Source organism: Hymenobacter algoricola (genome assembly GCF_039539525.1).
Lineage (GTDB): Bacteria > Bacteroidota > Bacteroidia > Cytophagales > Hymenobacteraceae > Hymenobacter > Hymenobacter algoricola.
Window position 1 is genome coordinate 1 of sequence record NZ_BAABDH010000035.1, and the last position, 21,677, is coordinate 21,677.

General features: G+C 60.4%; 14 protein-coding genes. 8 read left to right on the plus strand and 6 right to left on the minus strand.

Going from position 1 to position 21,677, the window contains the following annotated elements:
• Positions 1 to 333: 333 nt before the first annotated feature.
• The 5 genes from ABD842_RS09205 to ABD842_RS09225 all read right to left on the minus strand — a co-directional run bounded on the left by ABD842_RS09205 (position 334) and on the right by ABD842_RS09225 (position 8,353).
• Complete coding sequence (locus ABD842_RS09205) at positions 334 to 1,608, minus strand: M16 family metallopeptidase (protein WP_345112799.1); 1,275 nt, start codon at positions 1,606 to 1,608, stop codon at positions 334 to 336.
• Positions 1,609 to 1,617: 9 nt separating this feature from the next.
• Positions 1,618 to 2,832 carry a type IX secretion system outer membrane channel protein PorV gene (gene porV / locus ABD842_RS09210; protein ID WP_345112800.1) on the minus strand — a complete coding sequence of 405 codons (1,215 nt, stop codon included), beginning with the start codon at positions 2,830 to 2,832 and terminating at the stop codon, positions 1,618 to 1,620.
• Between the two features lie 55 nt (positions 2,833 to 2,887).
• Positions 2,888 to 6,904, minus strand: coding sequence for a type IX secretion system sortase PorU (gene porU, locus ABD842_RS09215; RefSeq protein ID WP_345112801.1), 4,017 nt, complete (start codon positions 6,902 to 6,904; stop codon positions 2,888 to 2,890).
• Positions 6,905 to 7,009: 105 nt separating this feature from the next.
• A complete protein-coding gene (locus ABD842_RS09220; protein ID WP_345112803.1) occupies positions 7,010 to 7,696 on the minus strand; it encodes a CDP-alcohol phosphatidyltransferase family protein in 687 nt (228 codons plus the stop codon).
• A gap of 21 nt (positions 7,697 to 7,717) precedes the next feature.
• A complete protein-coding gene (locus ABD842_RS09225; RefSeq protein ID WP_345112805.1) occupies positions 7,718 to 8,353 on the minus strand; it encodes an MBL fold metallo-hydrolase in 636 nt (211 codons plus the stop codon).
• A gap of 201 nt (positions 8,354 to 8,554) precedes the next feature.
• Between ABD842_RS09225 and ABD842_RS09230 the strand changes: the two genes are divergently transcribed.
• The 8 genes from ABD842_RS09230 (at position 8,555) to ccsA (ending at position 18,470) form a co-directional block, all read left to right on the plus strand.
• Positions 8,555 to 9,649, plus strand: a complete 1,095-nt coding sequence (locus ABD842_RS09230; RefSeq protein ID WP_345112806.1) for an NAD(P)/FAD-dependent oxidoreductase — start codon at positions 8,555 to 8,557, stop codon at positions 9,647 to 9,649.
• A gap of 23 nt (positions 9,650 to 9,672) precedes the next feature.
• Positions 9,673 to 12,912, plus strand: a complete 3,240-nt coding sequence (locus tag ABD842_RS09235) for a hypothetical protein (protein ID WP_345112807.1) — start codon at positions 9,673 to 9,675, stop codon at positions 12,910 to 12,912.
• A gap of 101 nt (positions 12,913 to 13,013) precedes the next feature.
• On the plus strand, positions 13,014 to 13,262 hold the full coding sequence (locus ABD842_RS09240) for a hypothetical protein (protein WP_345112808.1): 249 nt from the start codon (positions 13,014 to 13,016) through the stop codon (positions 13,260 to 13,262).
• A 219-nt stretch (positions 13,263 to 13,481) separates the two neighbouring features.
• Entirely contained in the window at positions 13,482 to 14,150 is a 669-nt protein-coding gene (locus tag ABD842_RS09245; RefSeq protein ID WP_345112912.1) for a heme exporter protein CcmB, read from the plus strand.
• Positions 14,147 to 14,818 (plus strand): cytochrome c biogenesis protein, encoded by a 672-nt coding sequence (locus ABD842_RS09250; protein ID WP_345112809.1) that lies wholly within the window; start codon positions 14,147 to 14,149, stop codon positions 14,816 to 14,818. Before ABD842_RS09245 ends, ABD842_RS09250 begins: the two co-directional genes overlap by 4 nt.
• Positions 14,799 to 15,038, plus strand: a complete 240-nt coding sequence (locus tag ABD842_RS09255; RefSeq protein ID WP_345112811.1) for a CcmD family protein — start codon at positions 14,799 to 14,801, stop codon at positions 15,036 to 15,038. Before ABD842_RS09250 ends, ABD842_RS09255 begins: the two co-directional genes overlap by 20 nt.
• Positions 15,039 to 15,198: 160 nt before the next feature.
• A complete protein-coding gene (locus ABD842_RS09260; RefSeq protein WP_345112813.1) occupies positions 15,199 to 15,624 on the plus strand; it encodes a cytochrome c maturation protein CcmE domain-containing protein in 426 nt (141 codons plus the stop codon).
• Positions 15,625 to 15,872: 248 nt separating this feature from the next.
• Positions 15,873 to 18,470 (plus strand): cytochrome c biogenesis protein CcsA, encoded by a 2,598-nt coding sequence (ccsA, locus tag ABD842_RS09265; RefSeq protein ID WP_345112815.1) that lies wholly within the window; start codon positions 15,873 to 15,875, stop codon positions 18,468 to 18,470.
• A gap of 429 nt (positions 18,471 to 18,899) precedes the next feature.
• On the opposite strand, the gene ABD842_RS09270 is transcribed toward ccsA, so the two are convergent.
• Positions 18,900 to 21,587, minus strand: coding sequence for a T9SS-dependent choice-of-anchor J family protein (locus ABD842_RS09270; RefSeq protein WP_345112816.1), 2,688 nt, complete (start codon positions 21,585 to 21,587; stop codon positions 18,900 to 18,902).
• Between the last annotated feature and the right edge of the window lie 90 nt (positions 21,588 to 21,677).

The window sequence follows — 21,677 nt, forward strand, 5'->3', positions numbered from 1 at the left end:
CAGGCCGCCGCCACGCGGGTGCGTAAATCAAGCGAATAGGGATTCATCTTACTGGCTACGGCTATCCGCCAAATAGGGATGAACTGTTCACGAATCCGCTATAGCTAGACCACCTCAGCTAACCCGCTTGTTTTGTTAACTAATTCCCCTGACTAAGCACTAGGTTCTTAGATTAGTTTCAGAGCCAAAGGATATAACAAGTAGCAGCAGGGGATTTTAAGAGAAGTCAGCACTTCAGTATAGAAGAATATAGGGCATCGCGCCGACACGAAAAAGCCCCCACTTGTAATGAGCGGGGGCTTTTTCGTGTCGGCCCAATTGAGCTTACGGTACCTATCTAGGACCCGCAATCACTTCAGTCATTGTTGCAGGTGCTAAATGCTGATTAGCCAAGTTTTGCAATTTGGCGGCATCCACCTCAGCTACTTGAGCTAAGAAATCACTGTAGTAGGTGTGCGGCAGATTCAGGAATACTATATTCTTGTATTTATCACACTGTTCGAAGACGGTACCAAGCTCATTGGCAAACTTGCCAGCCATGTAGTTTTTGACTGTCTGAAGTTCATCAATAGGAATAAGTTCTTGCTGGAGCCGTTTCAACTCATGGTGTATTTCGCCGACCGCGGCGGCGGTGCTGGCCGCATTTACATCCGTACCGATAATGAGGCTATTGGCGTTTTCGCGGGAACTGATGCTGGCATAGATGCCGTAGGTGAAGCCTTTGTCCTCACGGATGTTCTTCATCAGACGCGAGCCGAAGTAGCCACCCAGGACTTTGATGAGAACCTGGAGTGCATGCGTATCCGGATGAGTCAGAGTCGGCCACAAGCGCCCAATACGTAAGGAAGCCTGTGAACTATCGGGGACTACGACATAGTCGGTTGGCAAATTAGGGTTTGGGCTTGCCCTTACCAAAGAAGCCATACCAGCTGACGAAACGGGAGTGCCGAGTACTTCCGAAACTAGGTTTTGCTGGCCGATATCGACAGCGCCGCAGAGGAATATTTCGCTGGAGGCTAGCTGGTAGTGTGACTGGTGAAAGAGGGCTACCGCCTCTCTATCTACCTGACCAAATAGCTCCTCGTTGAAAGCAATGCCGTAAGGGTGTTCAGGGCCATACAGATTCTGCGCAAAGCGTTCTGAAGCCCGGTAACTGGTTTTCTGGCGCTCCACGCGCATGTTCTGAATCGAGCGGCTCTTGAGCAATTCGAGCTCAACGGTGGGGAAAGTCGGCGCCGCAATAACCTCCGCAACGAGGGGTAGAAGATTTTCTAAATGGCGGCTGAGGCAGTAGAGAGTGAGCGTAGCCCGATCAAAGCCTTGCTCACATTCCAAAGAGGCCCCGTAAAAGGCTATTTCGTCGGCAATCTGGCGTGCAGTGCGGGTACGGGTGCCTTCGAGCAACATCCGGGCGGTGAGCAGGGAAACGCCCGGGGAAGGGTCGTGCCACTTACCGGCGCGCAAGGCTACTTCGAGGCGGATGATGGGCTGAGCATCGTTGTGCAGTACGTGCAGACGCGCCCCGTTGGGGAGCGAAAACACGTCAGCCGCTGGCAGCGTAACGCTGGCCAGCGGCTGAACGGGAGGGGCGACTTTGCGGTCGAGCATAGGAACAGGTTAGTCGATCGGAGTAGAATCGTTGCTCGGACCGAAGGCTTCTTCGAGTTTGTTGAAGTTGAAGTGCAGGGACACGCGGATAGTCTGGGCCAGGGGGTTAGAACGCTGATTGGGGACCAGGTAGGAACCATCGACGCCAAAAACCTGGTACCGTACGCCCAGGCCGAAGCTTAGGTATTGCCGGTCACCCTTGTTTTTGTTTTCGTAAAAGTAGCCGACGCGCGCAGCCAGCAGGTCGTTGTAGGAGTATTCCATACCTGCCGACAGGTTAACTTCCTGGAGTTCTTCCTTGAATCCGCCGGGAGCATCGCTGAAAGAGCCGAACATACCGCTGACAATTCCTTTGGCGCGAATGGCATCGTTGTTGGTCTTGATCAGGTTGGCCACCTCGCGGCCCCGGCCGGTGGAGTCGCCGATGAAATAGTACCGTGACGGCACGAGGAGCTTATTAGCGTCAACGGTCAGGGTAATCTTGTTGTAGGCGTCCAACTCGCGGGTGATGGCGGTACCCAGCTTCAGGTTGGTGGGCAGAAAGTCGGCCTGGGTGGGGTCGGTGTAAGTCATCTTATTTCCGATGTTGGAAATAGCGCCGCCCAACGCCAAGTTATAATCGTGGGGGCCGATGGTGAGGTCTTTGGTGTAGTATGTGCCCAGATCGACGGCCACCGAGTTACCGGGCTTGGCATCCGTAGAAATGGAATTGCCGGTAAGATTGGAATGAATGAAGCGGCCGGTGATGCCCACGCCGAAGTTGTCGCTCAGTTTCTGGCCGTAGGAAATGGCTACCGCATATTCCTTGGGGTTGAAGTTGCCGTTGTCGTTGTTGCGCTCATCGCGGAAGGAGATGGTGCCCAGATCAAAATACATCAGCGAGCCGGAAATGGCGGAGCGCTGCCCAATTTTGGCGAAGCCCGAAAGACCTGCAATGCCCATATCGTCGGTGATAGCGCGCAGCCACGGCGAGTAGGAAGGGGAAAAGCTGTACTTGTGCTTTACAAACCCCAGCTTGCCGGCGTTGTAGAAAGCCGAGTTGGCATCAGGCGAAATAGCTACGCTAGCCTCGCCAAGAGCCGAAGAGCGGGCATCGGGGCTGACGGTGAGAATCGGAACAGCGGTGGTGATGGTCCGTGGGTCGGACTGGGCACTGGCCGCCAGGGACATGCCCAGCAGGCCCGGCAGCAGGGCAACGCGCAAAGACAACTTCGGTGATGTCATAAGAAAAACGAATGGGGCGGAAGGTAGGCGAAAGTGGCAACAGTGTGCCGGAAACTTAGTTCAGAATGACGAGCTTTTCGAATTTGGAGGCCATCGTACCGGTTTGCTGCGACTTGACGCTGACCCGGTAGACGTATACTCCGCGGGCCAGCTGATCGTCGAACTCATCCCGGCCGTTCCAGCTCAGCGCCTTGAAATGCGGGTCGCTGCCCAAAGCCGTGGCACGCAGGGTACGGACCAGCTTGCCGGAGATGGTAAATATCTGCACCTGGACATCCAGCTCATCGCCATCGTCGGCGCGGTTGTGGTCGAAATGGAACGTGGTGGTCGTGGAGAAGGGATTCGGATAGTTAAGCACGTGCTCCAGCGCCAGTTTCTGGCTGCTGGCCGCAATGAACTCAAGATCCTTCTCAGCGGAGTTATTGTACGTATCCCAGGCTTTCAAACGCAGGATGTGCGGCCCGGTGGGCAGGTCTTTGAAAAGATACTTTACCTGGCCCTGCTGAAAGTTGTCGACGTTGGCGGTGTAGAATTCGTTGAGCACCGTGAGCTTGCTGGGGTCATTGTCCAGAGTAGCGGTGATTTCGTGGCCGATACCGGAGCCGGCAGTATTGATGCCGCTCTTGTCCTTCAGCCGGGCCAGCAGCGTGGTGGTGGTACCCGTGAGGCCGCCGAAAACAAACGTAGTGTCATCGAGAAACAGGCGAATGGTGGGAGCCAGGGTGTCCCGGTCAGTCAGGGCCAGAATATTGGCACCACCCACCGGTACCAACCGTGCCCCGTGTCCATCTACCCGCCTCACCGAATCGGAGGCGTACAGGCTGACTTTGCCGAGCCCGAAGCTGTAGTTGATGTCTTTGGGAACCACGAAGCGGAGCCGGAAATTACCGTTGCGCACCGTCGCCTGTCCGGCGTAGATGACGTTTTCCTGCACCGTGACTTGTACCGGCGCGTCCTCGTTGCCCAGGGTTGAAACAACGGCTGGCTTTTCGTAAATCGTGAGCTGGGCCTTCCCGTTGAAGCTGGAGTTGACTGCGCCCCCGGTTCGCACTTTGCCGGACATCGTAACCGTCGAAAGAGCTTTGAGCGTGTCGCTGTTGGTAGCCGTTAGCAGGCGGCCGTTGATGGAGTCGAGCGTGACCTGCTGATCCGGATAAGCCAGGCGCATCGAAGGGTCGCCCAGCAGCACGAAGTTGCGGTTGAGCACGCCGGAGATACTGCCGTTTTTCGTGGCCTGCAGAATGTCGCCCATGCGGGGCTTTTTCCCGTTGATCGGCTCGAAGGCACTGGCGTAAAAAGCGTTTACCAGATCATCGTTGGAGCCCGTGAAAGCAAGGCGGGTCGTCGTGAGCAGGCCCACGGCCCCGCCGTTGGTATCGGTCAGGGCCTGCTCGCCGGCCGAATCAAACTCGGGGTTGTCGAAGGTGCTGAAGTCGCAGGTGGCCGTGAGCAGGAAAGTAAGCCGGTCGCGGTTCTGCAGGTTGAGGACTGAGGCATTGGTCATGATCTGCTCATCAGCCCAGCCTTTGGTGCCGCCGTGGCCGCTGTACTGCACAATCAGCGAGCCCTGCTCAATGGATTCATCAATAGCCCGGTTGCATTCGGGGGAGCGCTGGCCGCCAGCCGCAATTACCTGCGGATACAGGTCCAGGTATACTTTGTGAGCATTGAACTCGGGGTGCAGCTGGGTGAGCCGCTCGGCCGGCGGGTCGGTGGAGGTGGTGAGGTGGTAATTTCTATCCCCATCATCGGCCACGAAGGTGATGCGGTTGCGCCACTTGCCAAAGCCTACCGGCTGGTCGTATCTAATCAGCTTATTGACTACCGCCGCGGCCTGCGCCGTGGAAGCTGGCTTGTCGCGCGGGGTGCGGATCGGGAGTCGGCCGATACCGATGTCCAGCAGTTCGGTCGAGTCGCGGCTGTAGTAGATACTTTCATTCCAGTAGCCTTCTCTATCATCAAGCAGGCCGAAATAGTCATCCGAGTTGTAAGACGGACCGGTTCCGACCGGGTTGGAGTTAGGCCGGTCGTACGCCACGGAAAACGACTCACGCGACTGGTAGGTCGGCACGAAGTTCTGGTTGATCTTGTCGCCGTTGAGCGGGGAGCGGGTTTTCCACCAGTCAGGTAGTCGGTCCGGGTTGTTGGCCAGATCCGACTTATAGTCGTAGGAGGCGTCGCCGAAGAGGAGCAGAAATACCGTTTTGCCCGCCGGCGTGCGGTCGTACACCATCTTCATCAGGTCCCGGATGGCCGTCACATCCTGACCACCCGAGCTGAACTCGTTGTATACCTGCGTGGTCGTAACCACCCGCACGTTGAGGTTGTCGTTGGTGCGCCGCCAGTTGGCCAGCCGCTCGGCTTCCGCGAAGAAGGGCGGGTAAGTCACGATAACCATATCCAGGCGGCCGTCGAGGTTGAGCTCGTGCAGGTTCTGGTTGCCCACGGCCCCGAAGCCGATTGGCGCCGGAAAGTTGCTGCCCGTGAAGGCCACAAATTCGCGCAGGCTGTCGGTAACCGCCCGGAAGTTGCCGCCATCCACGGTGTAGGAGCGCGGCCGCCGCGGGTTGGTAACTTCCCAGACCGTGGCGCCGGGCGTGTTCAGCACAAACTGGCTGGTCGCGCCGGGGGCAATGTTCTCGAAAGAGCGAAAGTCGACCTGGGAGCCAATAAGCCGCAGCTGCCGCTGGGCATTGATTTCCACGTAGTCGAGCCAGCCCTGCGCCGCGGGGTCGGAGCCGCCAGCGTACGACAGCCCGACCCGGGTAGTAGCGGCCGGCGCCGGCGGCAACGCCGTGGAAAAGGTGCGCAAGCTCCCGTTGGCCGCCTCCGGGTACAGCTGCGTCAGGGCGGAAATACCATCAATATTCTGGCTGCCCAGCGGGTTTCCGTTCAGGGTAAGATCGAACCGGGTGGTAATGCCGACCGCCGACCGGGCCGCCGTGTAGGAGGTCACCTGCAGGTTGGAGCTCGGTACCAGATCCGGGGTGGCGAAGGCAAACTCCTTGGCGCCGGCGCCGCTGGTAAAGCCTTCCCCCATCCACTGGCGGCCCGATTTGATCAGGTTTACCAGGTCCCGCTCGTAGTAGTTGTGGTAAGCATACTGGCTGATGGAAGCCGTCGGCGTGCCCGCGCCGGGCGCGGCCGCTACGCGGCGGCCCGGCGCACTGCCAACCCTGACGAAGTAGTAGGCAGTGTCCGTGAAGGCGTTGAGCGTGTGCCGGAACAGGCGCGTGCTGGCGTCGCTGCTCCAGGTGTGCGGGCCGCGGGCATAAAACAGCAGGTAGTCGTTGTCGTCGAAGCTGCCGTCGCCTTCCCCAGCCACGTACACCGCGTTTTCAACCAGGTCATCGGGCCGGTAGGCATTGTTGCGCTGGGGCAGAGTCCCCATGGCGTTGCCGAACAGCTGCAGGCGGCGCGGGTCCAGGCCCTGCACGTTGACGCCAATAGCCCTGAGCGTGTTCTTGTCGATTTTGTAGATGCCGTTTTCGGGCACGCCGATTTTAAACCACTGACCCTGCTTCAGCACCGACGTTGGGCTGTGCGGCCGGCTCTTGATGCCACGGGCCGCAACTTGCGGAGCGGCACTCAGGGAGTAGGCGTACTCAAAAGAAATCAGCTTTTCGGGCTGACCGCTCTGGGGGCTGCGCCGCACGCTGAGCACAGCTGCCAGCGTGACGGGCTGGTGCTTCTCGATGCCGCCGGAAAGCACGACGGCCGGCGCTTTGGCCAGATTAGCCAGATCAAACAGCTTGGCGTCGGTGGCGGAGAAGGGAGCATACACCGCATTGCGAATCTGCCCTTCGGCCACGCGGCCGCTTATGCGTACTAGGTAGCGGCCTGCTTCTTCACCGGGTAGAAAGGCGCTGCCGGCAAAAGTGGGCACCTGCTGCAGCTGTCCGCTGGCTTTCAGAGCCTGGGCATAGCCCTTCCAGGTGAGCTGGCCACTGACCACCAAGTCCGTCTGCTGGGCCAGAGCCGGCCGAACCGTCGTACCCAGGAGCAAGCAGAAGGCAGTGAGCAAAGTAAAGTAGCGCATAGACGTGGTTTTGTTGCGGTTAAGACGGTACATAGCGGCAGCGGTTGTGCAACACGCTGGGCCGTGAAGCGGTTCACCTTCGGGGCGGCTACTTAACTGCGGAAAGGGGAAAATATTGTGGAATTTCTATCCATAATATCAGCCGAAAGAAGGACGCACCACCGACAGCAGCACATAGAGCAGCACCACAAGGGGCACGGCCGCTGCGCCCAGCCCAATCAGCAGCCCCACCGCCAGCAGTAAGAACACGAAGCGCAGGGAATTGTCGGCCCAGGTGAGGTTCTTGAACTTAAGCGCGAAAAGCGGGATTTCCGCCACCAGCAGCCCCGACAGCAGGGCCGTGAGGCCCAGCAGCAGCCACGGACTCAGAATCAGGGGCGTCAGCTGGAAGGAGTCGTGGGCCAGAATCAGGGGCAGCGAGGCAACGACCAGCGTGCAGGCCGGCGTGGGCAGGCCAATGAATGAGTTGGTCTGCCGGGTGTCGTTGTTGAACTTGGCCAGCCGTAGCGCCGAAAACACCGTGACGATAAAGCCGGCGTACGGCAGCCAGGCCGGCAGCTCCGCCGACTGCTGCAGCAAATGGAACAGCAGGGCGCCCGGCACCACGCCAAACGACACCACGTCGGCCAGCGAGTCCAGGTCTTTGCCGATGGGCGAAGACGCGTGCAGCGCCCGTGCCAGCAGGCCGTCGGCAAAGTCGAAGGCCGCGGCCAGCCCCACCAGGTACGCCGCAGTTTCGAGGTGACCGGCAAAAATATTACACAGCGCCAGGCAGCCCGCAAACAGGTTGAGGCACGTGACGGCGTTGGGAAGATGGTTCTTCATGCTTGAGGATAACGAACGGAGTTAGCGCAGAAACGGATTGGTGCGCCGCTCGGCTCCAATGGTGGTAGCTGGGCCGTGCCCGCAGTACACGGTTACGGCATCGGGCAGGGTGAGCAGTTGGGTGCGGATGCTGGCCAGCAAGGTGGCATGGTCGCCGCCGGGCAGGTCGGTGCGGCCGATGCTGCCCTGAAACAGCACGTCGCCGCCGATAACCACCTGGGTTGGCTCGTGGTAGAACACGACGTGGCCGGGCGCGTGACCAGGCGCAAAGCGGACCTCCAGCGTGGTGTTGCCGAACTGCACCGGCTCGCCGGCCGTCAGAAAGCCGGTGGGCTCGGCCGGGGTGTAGTTGGGAAAGCCGTAGGAAGGCGCGTACGTCGGCACGGCCCGCAGCGTGGCCAGATCGGCCTCGTGAATCAGAAACGGCACTTTATAGGTGTCGAGAACAAACTGATTGCCGAATACGTGGTCAATATGACAATGCGTATTGAGCAGCAGCACCACCTGCAGGCCCTGGTCTTCGATAAAGGAGCGAAGGGCCGTTTGCTCGGCGCGGTCGTAGCAGCCGGGGTCCACGATGGCGCACTGGCCGGTAGCGTCGTGGAGCAGGTAGGTATTTTCGGAAAAGGCGTTGAAAGTGAACCCGGAAACGGTCATGCAGCAGATAAATAAAGCCAGCGGGTGCCGGCCAGAATGGGCTGGTAAGGTACAAGACTTGCCGCGAACATCCGCCCGCTGGCCCTACAGAGCAATCAATCTACGGAGAGCCTGGCCTGCGGTACGCGTAAAAGTGGTTTTGGAAGAAGTAACCCCGCGCAGCAGGCCCGCTGCTCTGCTTTTCCTGTTACCTTGCCCGCTATGAGTACTTACGATTATCTGGTGGTTGGGCACGGCATTGCCGGCGCTACGCTGGCGTACGAGCTGCGCCGCCGCGGCCACGCTGTGTTGGTGCTGGACACGCTCAACCCCGGCTCGGCCTCCAACGTGGCCGCGGGCCTGATGAACCCGGTAGCCGGCAAGCGCTTTGCCCTGGCCTGGCGGGCAGCGGAGCTGCTGCCCGCCGCCCGCCTTTTTTACCGGGAGCTGGAAGCCCATTTTGGGCAGCAGTTTCTGTTTGAAACGCCCATTCTCAAGCTGTTTTCCTCGGTGGCGGAGCAGAACACCATTCTGGCCCGCAGCGCCGATCATCCGTGGCAGGACTTTGTGGAAGAAATAAACCCCGCGGCCAGCCCCCCGACGGGCGTGAGGCAGGAGTTTGGCGGCGTGCTGGTAAAGGGTGGCGGGCACGTGGCCGTGAAGGAAGTGCTGGCTGCGCTGACCGCCGAAGGCCGCGAAAATGGGTGGCTGCGGCACGAAACTTTTGACCCGCAGCAGCTTGTTGTCAGCGCGGCTGGCGTGACGTACGCAGGCGGGGTGGCAGCGCGCCACGTCGTTTTTTGCGAAGGCAGCGCCGCCGTGCAGAATCCTTACTTTAACTGGCTGCCTATCACGCCCAACCAGGGCGAGGTACTAGAGGTGCAGTGCCGGGAGTTAGCGGAAGCGCAGGTGCTCAACAAGGGTGCCTACGTGGTGCCGATGGGGGAAGGCCGGTTTCGGGTGGGGGCCACGTACCGGTGGCCGCCGTTTGCCGCCGGCATCACCGCGGAGGCCCGCACCGAGCTAAGTCAGCGCCTGGCCGGCATGACCGACTTACCGTTCGTGGTAACCGGACAGCAGGCGGGCGTGCGGCCCGCGGTGCGCGACCGAAAACCCCTGCTGGGCACGCATCCGCAGTGGCCGGTTATGAGTATATGCAATGGGTTCGGTTCCAAGGGTGTGATGCTGGCCCCGCGGCTGGCGGCCCACCTGGCCGACGCGCTGGAAGGCACGACGGAATTATGGCCCGAAGTTAATATTCTGCGGTATCACGCGTTGTATGTAGCTGCCCGGGCGCAGGCGGCCGGTTCTCTCTGATTTCTCCGTTTTTAGCCTTCTCTATGAAGCACTTATCCTTTCTTCTGACCCGTCGGCTGCGGCAGCTGGCGTTGCCGGTGCTGCTGCTGTCGGCCCTGCTGGCGGGTGGTACGGCCCAGGCCCAATCGGCGCAGGAGCCTTTCGGCCGGGTCCGTATTCAGTACAAGGATTTCGACTGGCTGCTGCTCAGCACCCAGAACTTCAACTTTTACTACTACGCCGGCGGCGAAGTGACGGCCCGGCGGGCGGCGGAGTACGCCGAGAAGGAGCTGCAGCGCGTCACGGCCCTGATTGGCTACTATCCGTACTCCAAGACCACCATCATGCTCTACAACTCGGTGGGCGACCTGCGGCAGAGCAACGTGGGCCTGGACGTGGACAAGTTCCAGACCGGGGGAGAAACGGCCCTGACGCGCATGACCAAGGTGCAGATTGCCTTTCAGGGTCAGCAAACTATATTTAAGCGCGACCTGAGCTTCCAGATTACCCGCGTGCTGCTGAACGATATGATGTACGGCGGCTCCCTGAAGGAAGTGATTCAGAGCAGCTACCTGCTACAGCTGCCCGACTGGTTTATCGGGGGGGCCTCCGCCTATGCTTCCGAGGGCTGGAGCGTGGAGATGGATAACTATATGCGGGACATGATGCAGAAAGAGGAAGGCAGCAAGGCTTCCCAGTTCTTTCTGCGCAATCCGCAGCTGGCCGGCCAGAGCGTGTGGAACTACATTGCCGAGCGCTACGGCTATACCACCGTTCAGAACATTCTCAACCTGACGCGCATCACCCGCGACGTGGAAGTGGGCATCAGCAGCTCGCTCAATGTGCCTTACAAGGTGTTCCTCAAAGACTGGCTGGCGTACTACCGCCAGCTCAATGCCCAGCCTCAGACCGCCTACGTGGTGCCCGACGAAAACCGGGCCCTAGTTCACAACAACCGCAAGGGCATCCTGTATTCGCAGCCGGTACTGAGCCCGAACGGGCAGCGGCTGGCCTACGTGAGCAACGAGCGGGGCCGCTACCGCGTGGTGGTGGTAAATCGGGACGGCTCGCGGCGGCACACCATTCACCGCAGCGGCTACAAAACGCCCGACCAGCAGGTAGAAACCCGCCTGCCGGTGCTGGCCTGGCGCAACAACGAGCAGGTAGCGGTAGCCGAAATCAGTCGGGGCAACATGAGCCTGGATCTGCGCGATGCCAGCGGCGGCCCCACGAATGCCGTCTTCCGGCTGGTCGACGGCGTGTTCAACCGCGGAGGCTCCACTATTTTCCGGCCCTTCACCCAGATTCTGGACCTGAACTACTCCCCCGATGGCAAGTCGCTGGTGTTTAGTGGGGTGCGCAACGGCCAGAACGACCTGTACCTGCTGAAAGCGGGCAGCCGCACGCCGGAGCGGCTTACCAACGACGTCTTCGACGATGTCGAGCCCGTCTTCCTGCCCGGCGGCAGCGGCATCGTCTTCAGCTCGAACCGCTGGCTGGACTCGGCGGGCACGGCCAAGGGCAGCTTCAGCAACGTGGTAAACAACTACGACCTGTTTCTCTACCATCTCGACGGGCGTACCCAGCCGGTGGAAACCCTGGTCAGCACCATCTCCAACGAGGGGCGCCCCCGGGTGCTGTCCGACGATGAGCTGCTGTATCTGGGTGAGGAAAGCGGCGTGCGCAGCCTGTTCAAATACTCTTTCCGCGCCCGTCAGGCAGTGCCGGTCAGCCTGTTCATGCAAAACCTGGACGACTACGACTACAACGCCGTCACCGGCGCCCTGGCCTTCGTCGCCACCGACCGGGCCCGCGACTTTGTGTATCTCTACCCCAGCTACCCGCTGCCCGAAAACGTGAAGCTCTACAAGACAGCGCGGCAGGAAACCCTGGAGGACCGCTCCAAGGCCCCGGGCCGGGCCGCGGCCCCCAAGCCGGCGCCGGTGGTGGCGGGGGAGCCGGCCAGCGAAGCCCCGGCCAAAGCCCCGGAGCCCAACTCCGGCAACATCAACACCAACGACTACCAGTTTGAGGACGATACGCCGACGCGCCCGGCCACGAAGCGCAAACGGGCGGCTACCGTGGTGGCCCTGCCCTCGACGACGACGGCCGATGCGGCCAGCGTGACCGGCCCTTACAAGTACGACAACCGCTTCAGCATCGACAACGTCGTCTCGTCGTTGGCGGCCGACCCGATTCTGGGCGTGGGCCTGGTGGCGCAGGCCAATATGTCGGACCTGTTTGAGAATCACCGGGTACAGGCCGGCATTTTTGCCCTCACCGATTTGCGCACCAGCAACATCACGGCGAAATACACGAACCTGACGCACCGCTACGACTGGAGCATCGGCTACCAGAAGCAGGCTTACTTCTTCGACTCCAACAACTCCCGCTACCGGATCCGCTACGGCCGCCACGAGGTGTCGCCGACCATTGCCTACCCGCTGACGCACAACCTGAGTGTACGCGGGGGGCCGCGCTACGTGAACGTGTCGCGCACGTACCTGGACGAATTCCTGGAAGACACGCTGGATATCAGCCGCAACTACGCGGGCGTAAGCGGGGAGCTGGTGTTTGACAATGCCATTGCCACCGGCGTCAACATGATGGAAGGCACCCGGATGAAAATCGGGGTGCTTCAGCTCAACAACCTGAATCAGGGCCAGCAGAATTTCGGCAAGATCTACGTCGACATCCGGCACTACCAGAAGGTGCACCGGCAGATCATCTGGGCCAACCGGGTCAGCTACGGGCAGTTCTTCGGGGACGCCGAGCAGACCTTCCGCCTCGGGGGCATGGACAACTGGCTGAACAACCGCTACGAAGGCGGCTACAGCCAGCCGCTGGACCCCACCCAGATGTTCTACCAGCAGTTTGTTACCAACCTGCGGGGCTTCAACTACAGCAAGCGCACCGGCCCGAAATACGTGCTGTTCAACTCCGAGCTGCGGGTGCCTATCATTCAGTACCTGTCGCGCAAGCCGATTTACTCCGGCTTTTTCCGCAACCTGCAGCTGACGGCCTTCGGCGACGCCGGCTCGGCGTACTCGGGCTCCAACCCCTTCAATGAGAACAACTCGTTTAACCGACAGGTAACCGGCGGCAACGGCAACGTCTTCACCGCCACGGTCATCAACTACCGCAATCCGCTGCTGCTGGGCTATGGCTTCGGAATGCGCACCACGCTGCTGGGCTTCTACCTGAAGGCGGATGCCGCCTGGGGCCAGGAAGACTACGTGGAGAAAGGGCCTAAATTCTATTTCACCCTGGGCTACGACCTCTAACCGGGTAGTTTGATCAGGACTGCTGCAAAAGCCGCTTGGGGTATCCTGAGCGGCTTTTTCGCGCTTTAAATAATACCGCACCGCCGGTTTATGCCGTCCTGTTGCTGCGGGCCTATAAAAACCTGCTCCTGCTACTGCTGCTCGGCAGCTACCGCTCAGGCTATGCCCAGTACCAGACGCCCGGCACCGGGCGCCCCTGGGACTTGCCCCAGCTGCCCGCCGGGCCGGCCCCCGTGGTGCTGCAACTCTATGACGCCACGGCCCGGGTGGTGGTAGCCTGGACGGTGCGGCCCGAAAATGGTCGTTTTTCCTGGGCGGCCGCAGCCCCTGGCCTGTACAGCTCCGGCTAATCCAGGTCCCGGCGGTAGCCAACGGGAAGTTTGCCGTGGCACACTAGCTGATTCCGGCTCCCGCCGGCGCAGAAAAGGCCCGTTACATACCGTGGCAAGCCTTTTTTGCGGGCCGGGCGGGTTGGGCCGGTGGGGCTGGCGGAATAATGACGGGCAGTGCCGCCTATCCGGGAGTTGGGTTGTATCTTTGCGGCCTTGTTCACCCATTGCGCTGCCGTGCTGCTCCTCCGCGAGGTTTGGTATTTGATTCAGAAGGACTTCCGCCTGGAATGGCGGCAGCGGGCGGCCCTCAACGGCATGCTGCTGTACGTGGGCAGCACGGTGTTCGTGTGTTACCTGAGCTTTGCCCTGCGAGGGGGCGAATTGCCGGTGCCGGCCTGGAATGCGCTGTTCTGGATTATCCTGCTCTTCACGGCCGTGAATGCCGTGGCCAAGGGGTTTTTGCAGGAAAGCCGGGGCCGGTTGCTGTACTACTACACCCTGGTGCGGCCCCAGGCCGTGATTCTGGCCAAGATTGTCTACAACGCCCTGCTGCTGCTGGGGCTGGCGCTGGTGGGCTTCGGGGTGTATGCCATGGTGCTGGGCAACCCCGTGCAGAACCTGACCCTGTTTGTGGGCAACGTGATGCTGGGCGCGCTGGGCTTTGCTACCACGCTTACCCTGGTGTCGGGTATTGCTGCCAAGGCTACCAACAGCAGCACGCTGATGGCCGTGCTGGGCTTCCCGCTGATGATTCCGATGCTGCTGCTGCTGATTAAAGTATCCAAAAACGCGCTGGATGGTTTAGAGTTGGAAGCCAGCCGCAGCGCCTTGCTGACGCTGGTGGCTCTGAACATGATTGTGGTGGCCGTGTCCTACTTGCTGTTCCCTTTTCTTTGGCGCTCATGAAAAATAACTGGTGGAAAGGCCTTACCGTCGTGCTGCTGCTCTACGTGGCAGTAGCGGGGTTGCTGATGCCGGTGCCGCGGCTGGCTATCCTTAACGAAACCATCCGCAACCTGTACTTCCACGTGCCGATGTGGTTCGGCATGACCTTCATCCTGATTGCTTCGGTGGTGTATTCCATCCGCTACCTGCGCAACCCCACGGTGGAGCTGGATATCCGCTCCCACGAAGCGGCCCGCACCGGTATTCTGATGGGCTGCGTGGGGCTGGCGACGGGCAGCATCTGGGCCCGCTACACCTGGGGCACGTGGTGGACCAATGACCCTAAGCTCAACGGGGCGGCCATTGCCATGCTCATCTACGGCGCTTATCTGGTGCTGCGCTCCTCGTTTACCGACGAGCAGCAGCGGGCCCGGGTGTCGGCCATCTACAACATCTTCGCCTTTTTCACGGCCATGCCGCTATTCTACATCCTGCCCCGGCTTACCGACTCGCTCCACCCCGGCGCGGGCGGCAACCCGGCTTTTGCCCGCTACGACCTCGACAGCGACATGCGGATGGTGTTTTACCCCGCCGTTATCGGCTGGACGCTGCTGGCCTTCTGGCTGGCCCAGGTGGCCAGCCGCATTTCCCTGCTCAAACAAAAAGTATATGAAAAACAGCTTGCCTAAGCTGCGTCGGGCCTTTTTGCTGGCGCTGAGCCTGCTGCTGCCCCTGCTGCCCGCCGGCGCCCAGCCCGCCGACTCCCCCGAAATGGCCGACGTCCTGCGCCAGGACGGCAAAATCTACGTGGTGGTGGCCGTTATCACGGTGGTGCTGGCCGCGCTGCTGGCCCTGCTCATTTCCCTCGACCGGAAAGTAACGCGTTTGGAGCGGGAGCTTAAAGAGTAGCCCGAAATTGAGCAGTGGCCGCCGCCAGCCTGATTTTCGTCATTGCCGGCTACTCCTGCTCCGTGGTTACTTGCAAAATGTATCCGCCCCGACGGATTTTTCGGGACCATTTGGTTGTTCAGTATAGCTGCCTCGTTTGAAGCGGCGCTGTGGAAGCATCATGAAAAAATCACACATCCTTGCCATTGCCGTCATTGCCGTAGCCATCGGCATCATCATGAGCACAGTCGGCGACGCCAGCGTGTACGTCTCGTTCCGGGAAGCCCGGGAGCGGGCCGCCGATGGTAATCTGACCAAAGTGCACGTCGTGGGCCGCTTGCCCCGCGACGGCCAGAAAAACATCATGGGGCTGGAGTACAACCCCACGCTCGACCCCAACTACTTCGCCTTTACCCTGGTCGATACCAACCGCATTGCCCAGCGCGTCATCTTCTTCAACCCCAAGCCCCAGGACTTCGACAAGTCGGAGCAGGTAGTCATCACCGGGGCCATGCGCAACGACGTGTTCGTGGCCGACAAGATCCTGCTCAAGTGCCCATCCAAGTACGTCGAGAAGGACATCAAGGGCGCAACGGCGCAGCGGTAAGCTGGGAATTTAAGGGTAAAAAGAGCGTCATGTCGAGCGTAGCCGAGACATCTCGCGTGCTGACGTTGCCAAAGTAATTAATCACCATTGCACGCGAGATGCTTCGGCAAGCTCAGTTTGAACAGAAGGAGTGGCAGAAGCGGGCCCGGCAGCTGCGCCGGCGCCGAACTTCCTCCCAATAGAAAACAAGTTGCGGCTGACCCGGTAGCTAGTCTGGCAGGTTGGCTTTCCCCTTTTAATGCGTAGTAATGCTTAATACTTTCATCGGCGACGCCGGGCACCTGAGTGTCATCCTGGCCTTTGTGGCGGCCACGGTGGCGGCGTATTCCTACTTCATGGCCAGCAAGGGCCGGCCGTTGGGCGACACCGACGCCGGCTGGCTGCGGCTGGCCCGCGGGGCATTCTTCCTGCACTCGGCGGCGGTGGTGGCCATCATTCTGTGCCTGTTCAACATCATCTACACCCACCGCTACGAGTACTACTACGCCTGGAGCCACTCCAGCAACCACCTGCCGGTGCACTACATGATTTCCTGCTTCTGGGAAGGGCAGGAGGGCTCTTTCCTGCTCTGGATCTTCTGGCACGTGGTCATCGGGCTGGGCATCATGCGCTTCAGCCGGAAGTGGGAAGCGCCGGTCATGGCCGTGTTTGCCTTCGTGCAGCTGTTCCTGACTTCGATGATTCTGGGCGTGGTCGTCTTCAACGTGAAGATTGGCTCCTCGCCGTTTATTCTGCTGCGCGACTTCCTCACCGATCTGCCCGTTTTCAAGCTCAACCCCAACTTCGTGCCCAAGGACGGCACCGGTCTGAACGCGCTGCTGCAGAACTACTGGATGGTGATTCACCCGCCCACGCTGTTCCTGGGCTTTGCCCTGACCTTAGTCCCCTTCGCCTACGCCATTGCCGGCCTGTGGAAGCGGGAGCTGGCGGCCTGGATCAAGCCGGCCCTGCCGTGGTCGTTGTTCGGGGGGCTGATTCTGGGGGTGGGCATCGTGATGGGCGCTTACTGGGCCTATGAGACGCTCAACTTCGGCGGCTACTGGAACTGGGACCCGGTCGAAAACGCGGTCTACATTCCGTGGCTGGTGCTGGTGGCTTCCATTCACGGCATGGTGCTCTGGCAGCGCAGCCGCACGGCCCTGCGCACCTCGTTCGTGCTGGTCATTGCCACGTTCCTGCTCATTCTCTACGCTACCTTCCTCACCCGCAGCGGCGTGCTGGGCAATGCCTCGGTGCACTCCTTCACCGACCTGGGCTTGTCCGGGCAGCTGCTGATTTACCTCAGTGTGTTCGTAGTACTGGCCATCGGGCTGCTGGTGAGTCGGTGGAAGGAAATTCCGGTGTCCGACAAGGAGCTGACCACCTACAGCCCCGAGCTGTGGGTATTTATCGGCGCCACGGTGCTGTGCCTGGGCGCGTTCCAGGTGCTGTTTACCACCAGCATTCCGGTCTACAACGCCTTCCTGGGCTTTATCGGCATCAAGTCCAACCTGGCTTTGCCCGCCGACCAGATTGCCCACTACACCAAGATTCAGCTCTGGATGGGGGCGCTGGTGGCCTTGCTGGCCGGCGTGGCCCAGATCATGTGGTGGCAGCGCAACGACAAGGAAACGCTGTCCAGCTCGCTGACGGTGCCCGGCATTCTGACCCTGCTGGGCGCGGCTCTGGTGATTCTGCTGGTGCGCTACAACAAGCTCACGATGAGCCCGGCCTACATTGCTTTGCTCACCACGGCCCTGTTTGGGGTGCTGGCCAACTTGGGCATGATCTTCACCCTGCTCCGGCGGCGCGTAGCGCTGTCGGGCGGCGCGGTGGCCCACATCGGCATTGCGCTGATGCTGCTGGGGATTCTGGCCTCGTCGGGCTACTCCAACATTATTTCCAAGAATGTGTCGGGCATGGTCTACTCCAAGGAGTTCGACGAGGAGCTGAACCGCGACAATGTGCTGCTGTGGCGCAACGAAATGGCCCCGATGGACGGCTACGACATCAGCTATACCGGCCAGTACTTCGACGTGCCCGGGCTGCCCGAATACGTTAACAAGGAGCTGCTGTTTCGCACCGATGACGAGTACAAGGCCCTGGCCCGCAACGACATCAAGCTCGGCGAAAAGGTGTACTACAAGGCCGGCGACACGGTCGAAATCCTGCCCGAAAACACCTACTACCGCGTCGAGTACAAAGACCGCAAGTCGGGGGAAAGCTTCACGCTCTACCCGCGGGGCCAGGTAAACGAAGAAATGGGCGGCCTGCTGGCTTCCCCCGACATCAAGAGATTCCCCGGCCACGACATCTACTCCCACATCAGCTCCGTGCCCGACCCGAGCAAGGAAAAGGACTGGAGCGAGGTGAAGGAACACGTGCTGGCCGTCGGCGACACTATCTACCTCAACGACTACTTTGCCGTGTTCCGCGCCGTGGAGCCCGCCCAGCAAACCGCGGGTCTGGGTCTGACTAAAGGCGACCTGGCCATTCAGGCTGACTTTATGGTGTCGGGTGAGAAGAAGAAGTACCACGTACACCCGGTGTTTGTGGTGCGCAACCGCCTCATCGGCCGTATCCCGGACGAAGTGGAAGACCTGGGCCTGCGCCTGAGCTTTATCAACGTGGACCCCACCAACAAGAAGTTCACCTTCGGGGTCAGCACGACTCAGAAAGACTACATCATCCTGAAAGCCACGGAGAAGCCCTTCATCAACCTGCTCTGGAGCGGCACGCTGCTCATGGCCCTGGGCTTCGGCATGGCCCTGGTGAAGCACCGCCGCGAGAACCGTCGGAGCCCTCAGAGCCCGGTCCCGGTCGTGAAGAAAGGTACTGCCCGCCGTCAGCCCCAGGCCGCCGTGTAGCAGGCCTGTTGCAGGAAAGCTGAAAAGCCCGGGCCGGATGGCCCGGGCTTTTTTGTGGCCACCGGTAGCCAGCTCCAAGGCGCAGCCTTGGAGCCGCGAGATTGCGCCTTGGAGCCGCGAGATTGCGCCTTGGAGCCGCGAGATTGCGCCTTGGAGCCGCGAGATTGCGCCTTGGAGCCGCGAGATTGCGCCTTGGAGCCGCGAGATTGCGCCTTGGAGCCGCGAGATTGCGCCTTGGAGCCGCGAGATTGCGCCTTGGAGCCGCGAGATTGCGCCTTGGAGCCGCGAGATTGCGCCTTGGAGCCGCGAGATTGCGCCTTGGAGCCGCGAGATTGCGCCTTGGAGCCGCGAGATNATACTCCAGCGTTGGGGACACAAAAAAAGGGCAGCCAAGCGGCTGCCCTTTTCTACTCTGAGCTTGCTCAGAATTTACTTCTGGATAACCAGCTGACGGATCGAGTAGTCGTTGCCCGACTTCACTTTCAGCGTGTACAAGCCAGCGGCCAGGTTCGACAGGTCCAGCTTGTTGAGCTGATTGTCGCTAACCATAGACGTGTGGATGGTCTGACCCAGCATGTTGGTTACTTCTACCTGCATGGCACCTTTGGCGTTGGCACCTTTGATGTCCAGCGTTACGATGCCCGTCGATGGGTTCGGGAATACGTTGATAGAGCGGTCCAGCGCGGCCGACGTGCCGGTGATGGCCACTACCGTGATGTCATCCACGAACAGGGAGAACTGGTCGGCCAGGCTGTAGGCGTGGAAACCAATGAATACGTTACCGTTAGCCGCTGGCACGATTGGGGCCACCTGCGTTGGGGCCGTACCAGGGGAAGTGGTGGTGTACGTCGTACCCAGGATGTTGGCATTCTGGAAGATGGTCGTAGTCATAGCGGCTGGCGTAGCCGCGTTGCCAAACTTCACTTCCATGCGCTCAGGATACAAAGTAGCGCTGTTAGCGCGGTACTTGAACTGGAGCTGGTAGCGGGTGCCAGCGCGCATGAACATGGCCGGGGTGAAGAACCAGTCATCACCGGGGTTGGTCGTGCTGTAGTTGTAACGCATGGCGTTCGGCGCCGAAGCGGAGGACGTCGAGGCAATTACAGACCAAGTGTTGGCATCGTTGTTCGAGTCGGTTACGGTGATGCCGCAAGGCAGCGTACCGGCCGCTACGCCATCGAAGTTCTCAGCATACGGGAAGGTCGTGATGATAGGAGCGATGCAAGCCGTGGTGAAGGAGAAGGGACCCGACAGCGTGCTCTGATCCGTAGCACCGCAGTTGGCGCGGATGTAGAACTGATACGTGGTGGACGAGTTCAGGCCCGAAATGGTGTACGGCGAACCCGTGATTGTAACCGTGGTGCCGCCGGTAGCAGGGTTGAAGCCAGTTACGCCGTAGATAACAGTGTAGCCGGTGCCGTTGGCCGGACCCGTGAAGGTGAAGGTACCCGAGTTGCCCGTGGTGCCCGTAACGGTAACGGCGGTAGGAGGCAGGCAGGTAGCCGCTGCTCCGTACGCAACTTCCATAGCCAGACGGGTCTTAAAAGTAGTCGCGCTGATGTCCGTCCATGGATCCGTGGGCAAGCCGCGGAAGTAGTAGGTGGCCACGCGCAGCGGGTCTTCGTTTTGGTAGGCAATCTGTGGATTGGACGTGCCGCCCGATGGCTCCTTAATGCCAACGTAGTAGGCACCCGAAACCGGCACGCCTGGCAGCGGAATCGTGACAGCGCCAGCCGCCGGCGTCCGCGTGAGCGTCGCTGAGGTGTAGAGGACAGCACCAGGAGTACCACCGGTGCCGGTTGCGTCAAAGATGACAACCTGATAAGGCTGAACGTTGTTAGCCGAGGCGGCGAAAGTGAATTTTACTTCGTTGACCGCGGCCGGCTGAACGGCAAAATGCTTGGTAGCGATGACGCCATCAGCAGCGCCGGCGCCAATACCCGTGGCCGCGAAGGGTTGAGTATCGTCGATGTACGTAGCGCGGTTAGGCGTTACGACCTGCGTGTAGGTAGCCGTGTTGTTGGCCGTGTTGACATCACCGGACACGGTGGTCTGCACGCTAACGTTATTGGTACCCAGCGCAAGCGTGGCAGGGTACGGGGCAAACGTTACGATCGTCGTCGCACCGGCGGCCAGCGAGGCTACCGTTTGGGTGTTGCTGAACGTGTTGGCTCCCCCTACCGTCAGGGTTACGGGCAGGTTAGTGAGGGGTTGGTTGCCCAGGTTGCGCACGGCCGCCGATACCGCATGCGGCAGCGAGGTGGGCGTAGCCAGCTTGCCGAGCGTGTAAACGGTGGCCACGGTGGCATCTACTACTGGTACCGGGGTACCCTGGTTGAAGCGGTAAGTGCGGCCGGCATCGGGCAGGAAGGTGTTACGCACAAAGTGCGAAGGGATAAGCCCACCGGCTTCGGCGGCAAAAACCGTCGTGGTCCAGGCCGTAGCGCTGGAAGCCTTTTGGGCGAAAAGACGATCGGCTGGCGTTGCGCTGGCGCCTTTGAGGCCGACCAGGAAACCAACGCCAATCGGGGCAGCTGTGCCAGCTGTCCAGGCGCCGTATACGAATTCAATCCGGCTCGACCCTTCGTAGAGCTTGGCCTGAAACTGAATAGTGGCAAACTGCGCCGTTTTATCGGCCAGGTTTTCCCACTGAATGGTGCAGACCCGGCTGCCCGCCGCACCGGTCGTCGAAACCCGGAACTCGGTTGGGGAGGTCGTCTGGTTGGGAGCACCCGTCAAGTCGATACCGCCGAGTGGGGCAATGATATTCAGGTCGGGAGCCGCTACAAAGTTGAAAATGTTAGCTGCCGAAGGTGGCGTCGTACCAAGCTTGATGAAGCCGTTGGTGTTCAGAACAAAATCGGTGTAGGCCGTACCGTTAAACGTAAAGCTAAACCCGATGGGCGTAACGGCCGAGTTGGCGTCGTCGTTGTTAGCCGTGGTAATTACCGTGCCCGTAGTAGCCAGATCGGTGTAGGTGCCGGCTAGGTTCGAGGCATTGGACGGAACGTAATCCAACTGAGCGTAGGCAGAAGTGCTGCCCAGGGCCAGCGCTGCCGCCAGTCCCAGCTGCCGCCAGCGTTTGGTTGGACGACTTGTAGTGTAGGGGTTCGTCATAAGGTAGGGTGTTGTTGAAGAAGGTGGAGAAAGAAAACTTGAAAAGGTAACGTGAGGCAGATGCTGGGAAGTCAGCACTATCACAGGGTT

Excerpts from the sequence above, each read along its gene's own strand:
- ccsA (WP_345112815.1), top strand. The coding sequence starts at position 15,873 with ATGCTTAATACTTTCATCGGCGACGCCGGGCACCTGAGTGTCATCCTG.
- ABD842_RS09250 (WP_345112809.1), top strand. The coding sequence starts at position 14,147 with ATGAAAAATAACTGGTGGAAAGGCCTTACCGTCGTGCTGCTGCTCTAC.
- ABD842_RS09260 (WP_345112813.1), top strand. The coding sequence starts at position 15,199 with ATGAAAAAATCACACATCCTTGCCATTGCCGTCATTGCCGTAGCCATC.
- ABD842_RS09270 (WP_345112816.1), bottom strand. The coding sequence starts at position 21,587 with ATGACGAACCCCTACACTACAAGTCGTCCAACCAAACGCTGGCGGCAG.
- ABD842_RS09225 (WP_345112805.1), bottom strand. The coding sequence starts at position 8,353 with ATGACCGTTTCCGGGTTCACTTTCAACGCCTTTTCCGAAAATACCTAC.
- ABD842_RS09235 (WP_345112807.1), top strand. The coding sequence starts at position 9,673 with ATGAAGCACTTATCCTTTCTTCTGACCCGTCGGCTGCGGCAGCTGGCG.
- ABD842_RS09220 (WP_345112803.1), bottom strand. The coding sequence starts at position 7,696 with ATGAAGAACCATCTTCCCAACGCCGTCACGTGCCTCAACCTGTTTGCG.
- ABD842_RS09255 (WP_345112811.1), top strand. The coding sequence starts at position 14,799 with ATGAAAAACAGCTTGCCTAAGCTGCGTCGGGCCTTTTTGCTGGCGCTG.
- ABD842_RS09205 (WP_345112799.1), bottom strand. The coding sequence starts at position 1,608 with ATGCTCGACCGCAAAGTCGCCCCTCCCGTTCAGCCGCTGGCCAGCGTT.
- ABD842_RS09230 (WP_345112806.1), top strand. The coding sequence starts at position 8,555 with ATGAGTACTTACGATTATCTGGTGGTTGGGCACGGCATTGCCGGCGCT.
- porU (WP_345112801.1), bottom strand. The coding sequence starts at position 6,904 with ATGTACCGTCTTAACCGCAACAAAACCACGTCTATGCGCTACTTTACT.
- porV (WP_345112800.1), bottom strand. The coding sequence starts at position 2,832 with ATGACATCACCGAAGTTGTCTTTGCGCGTTGCCCTGCTGCCGGGCCTG.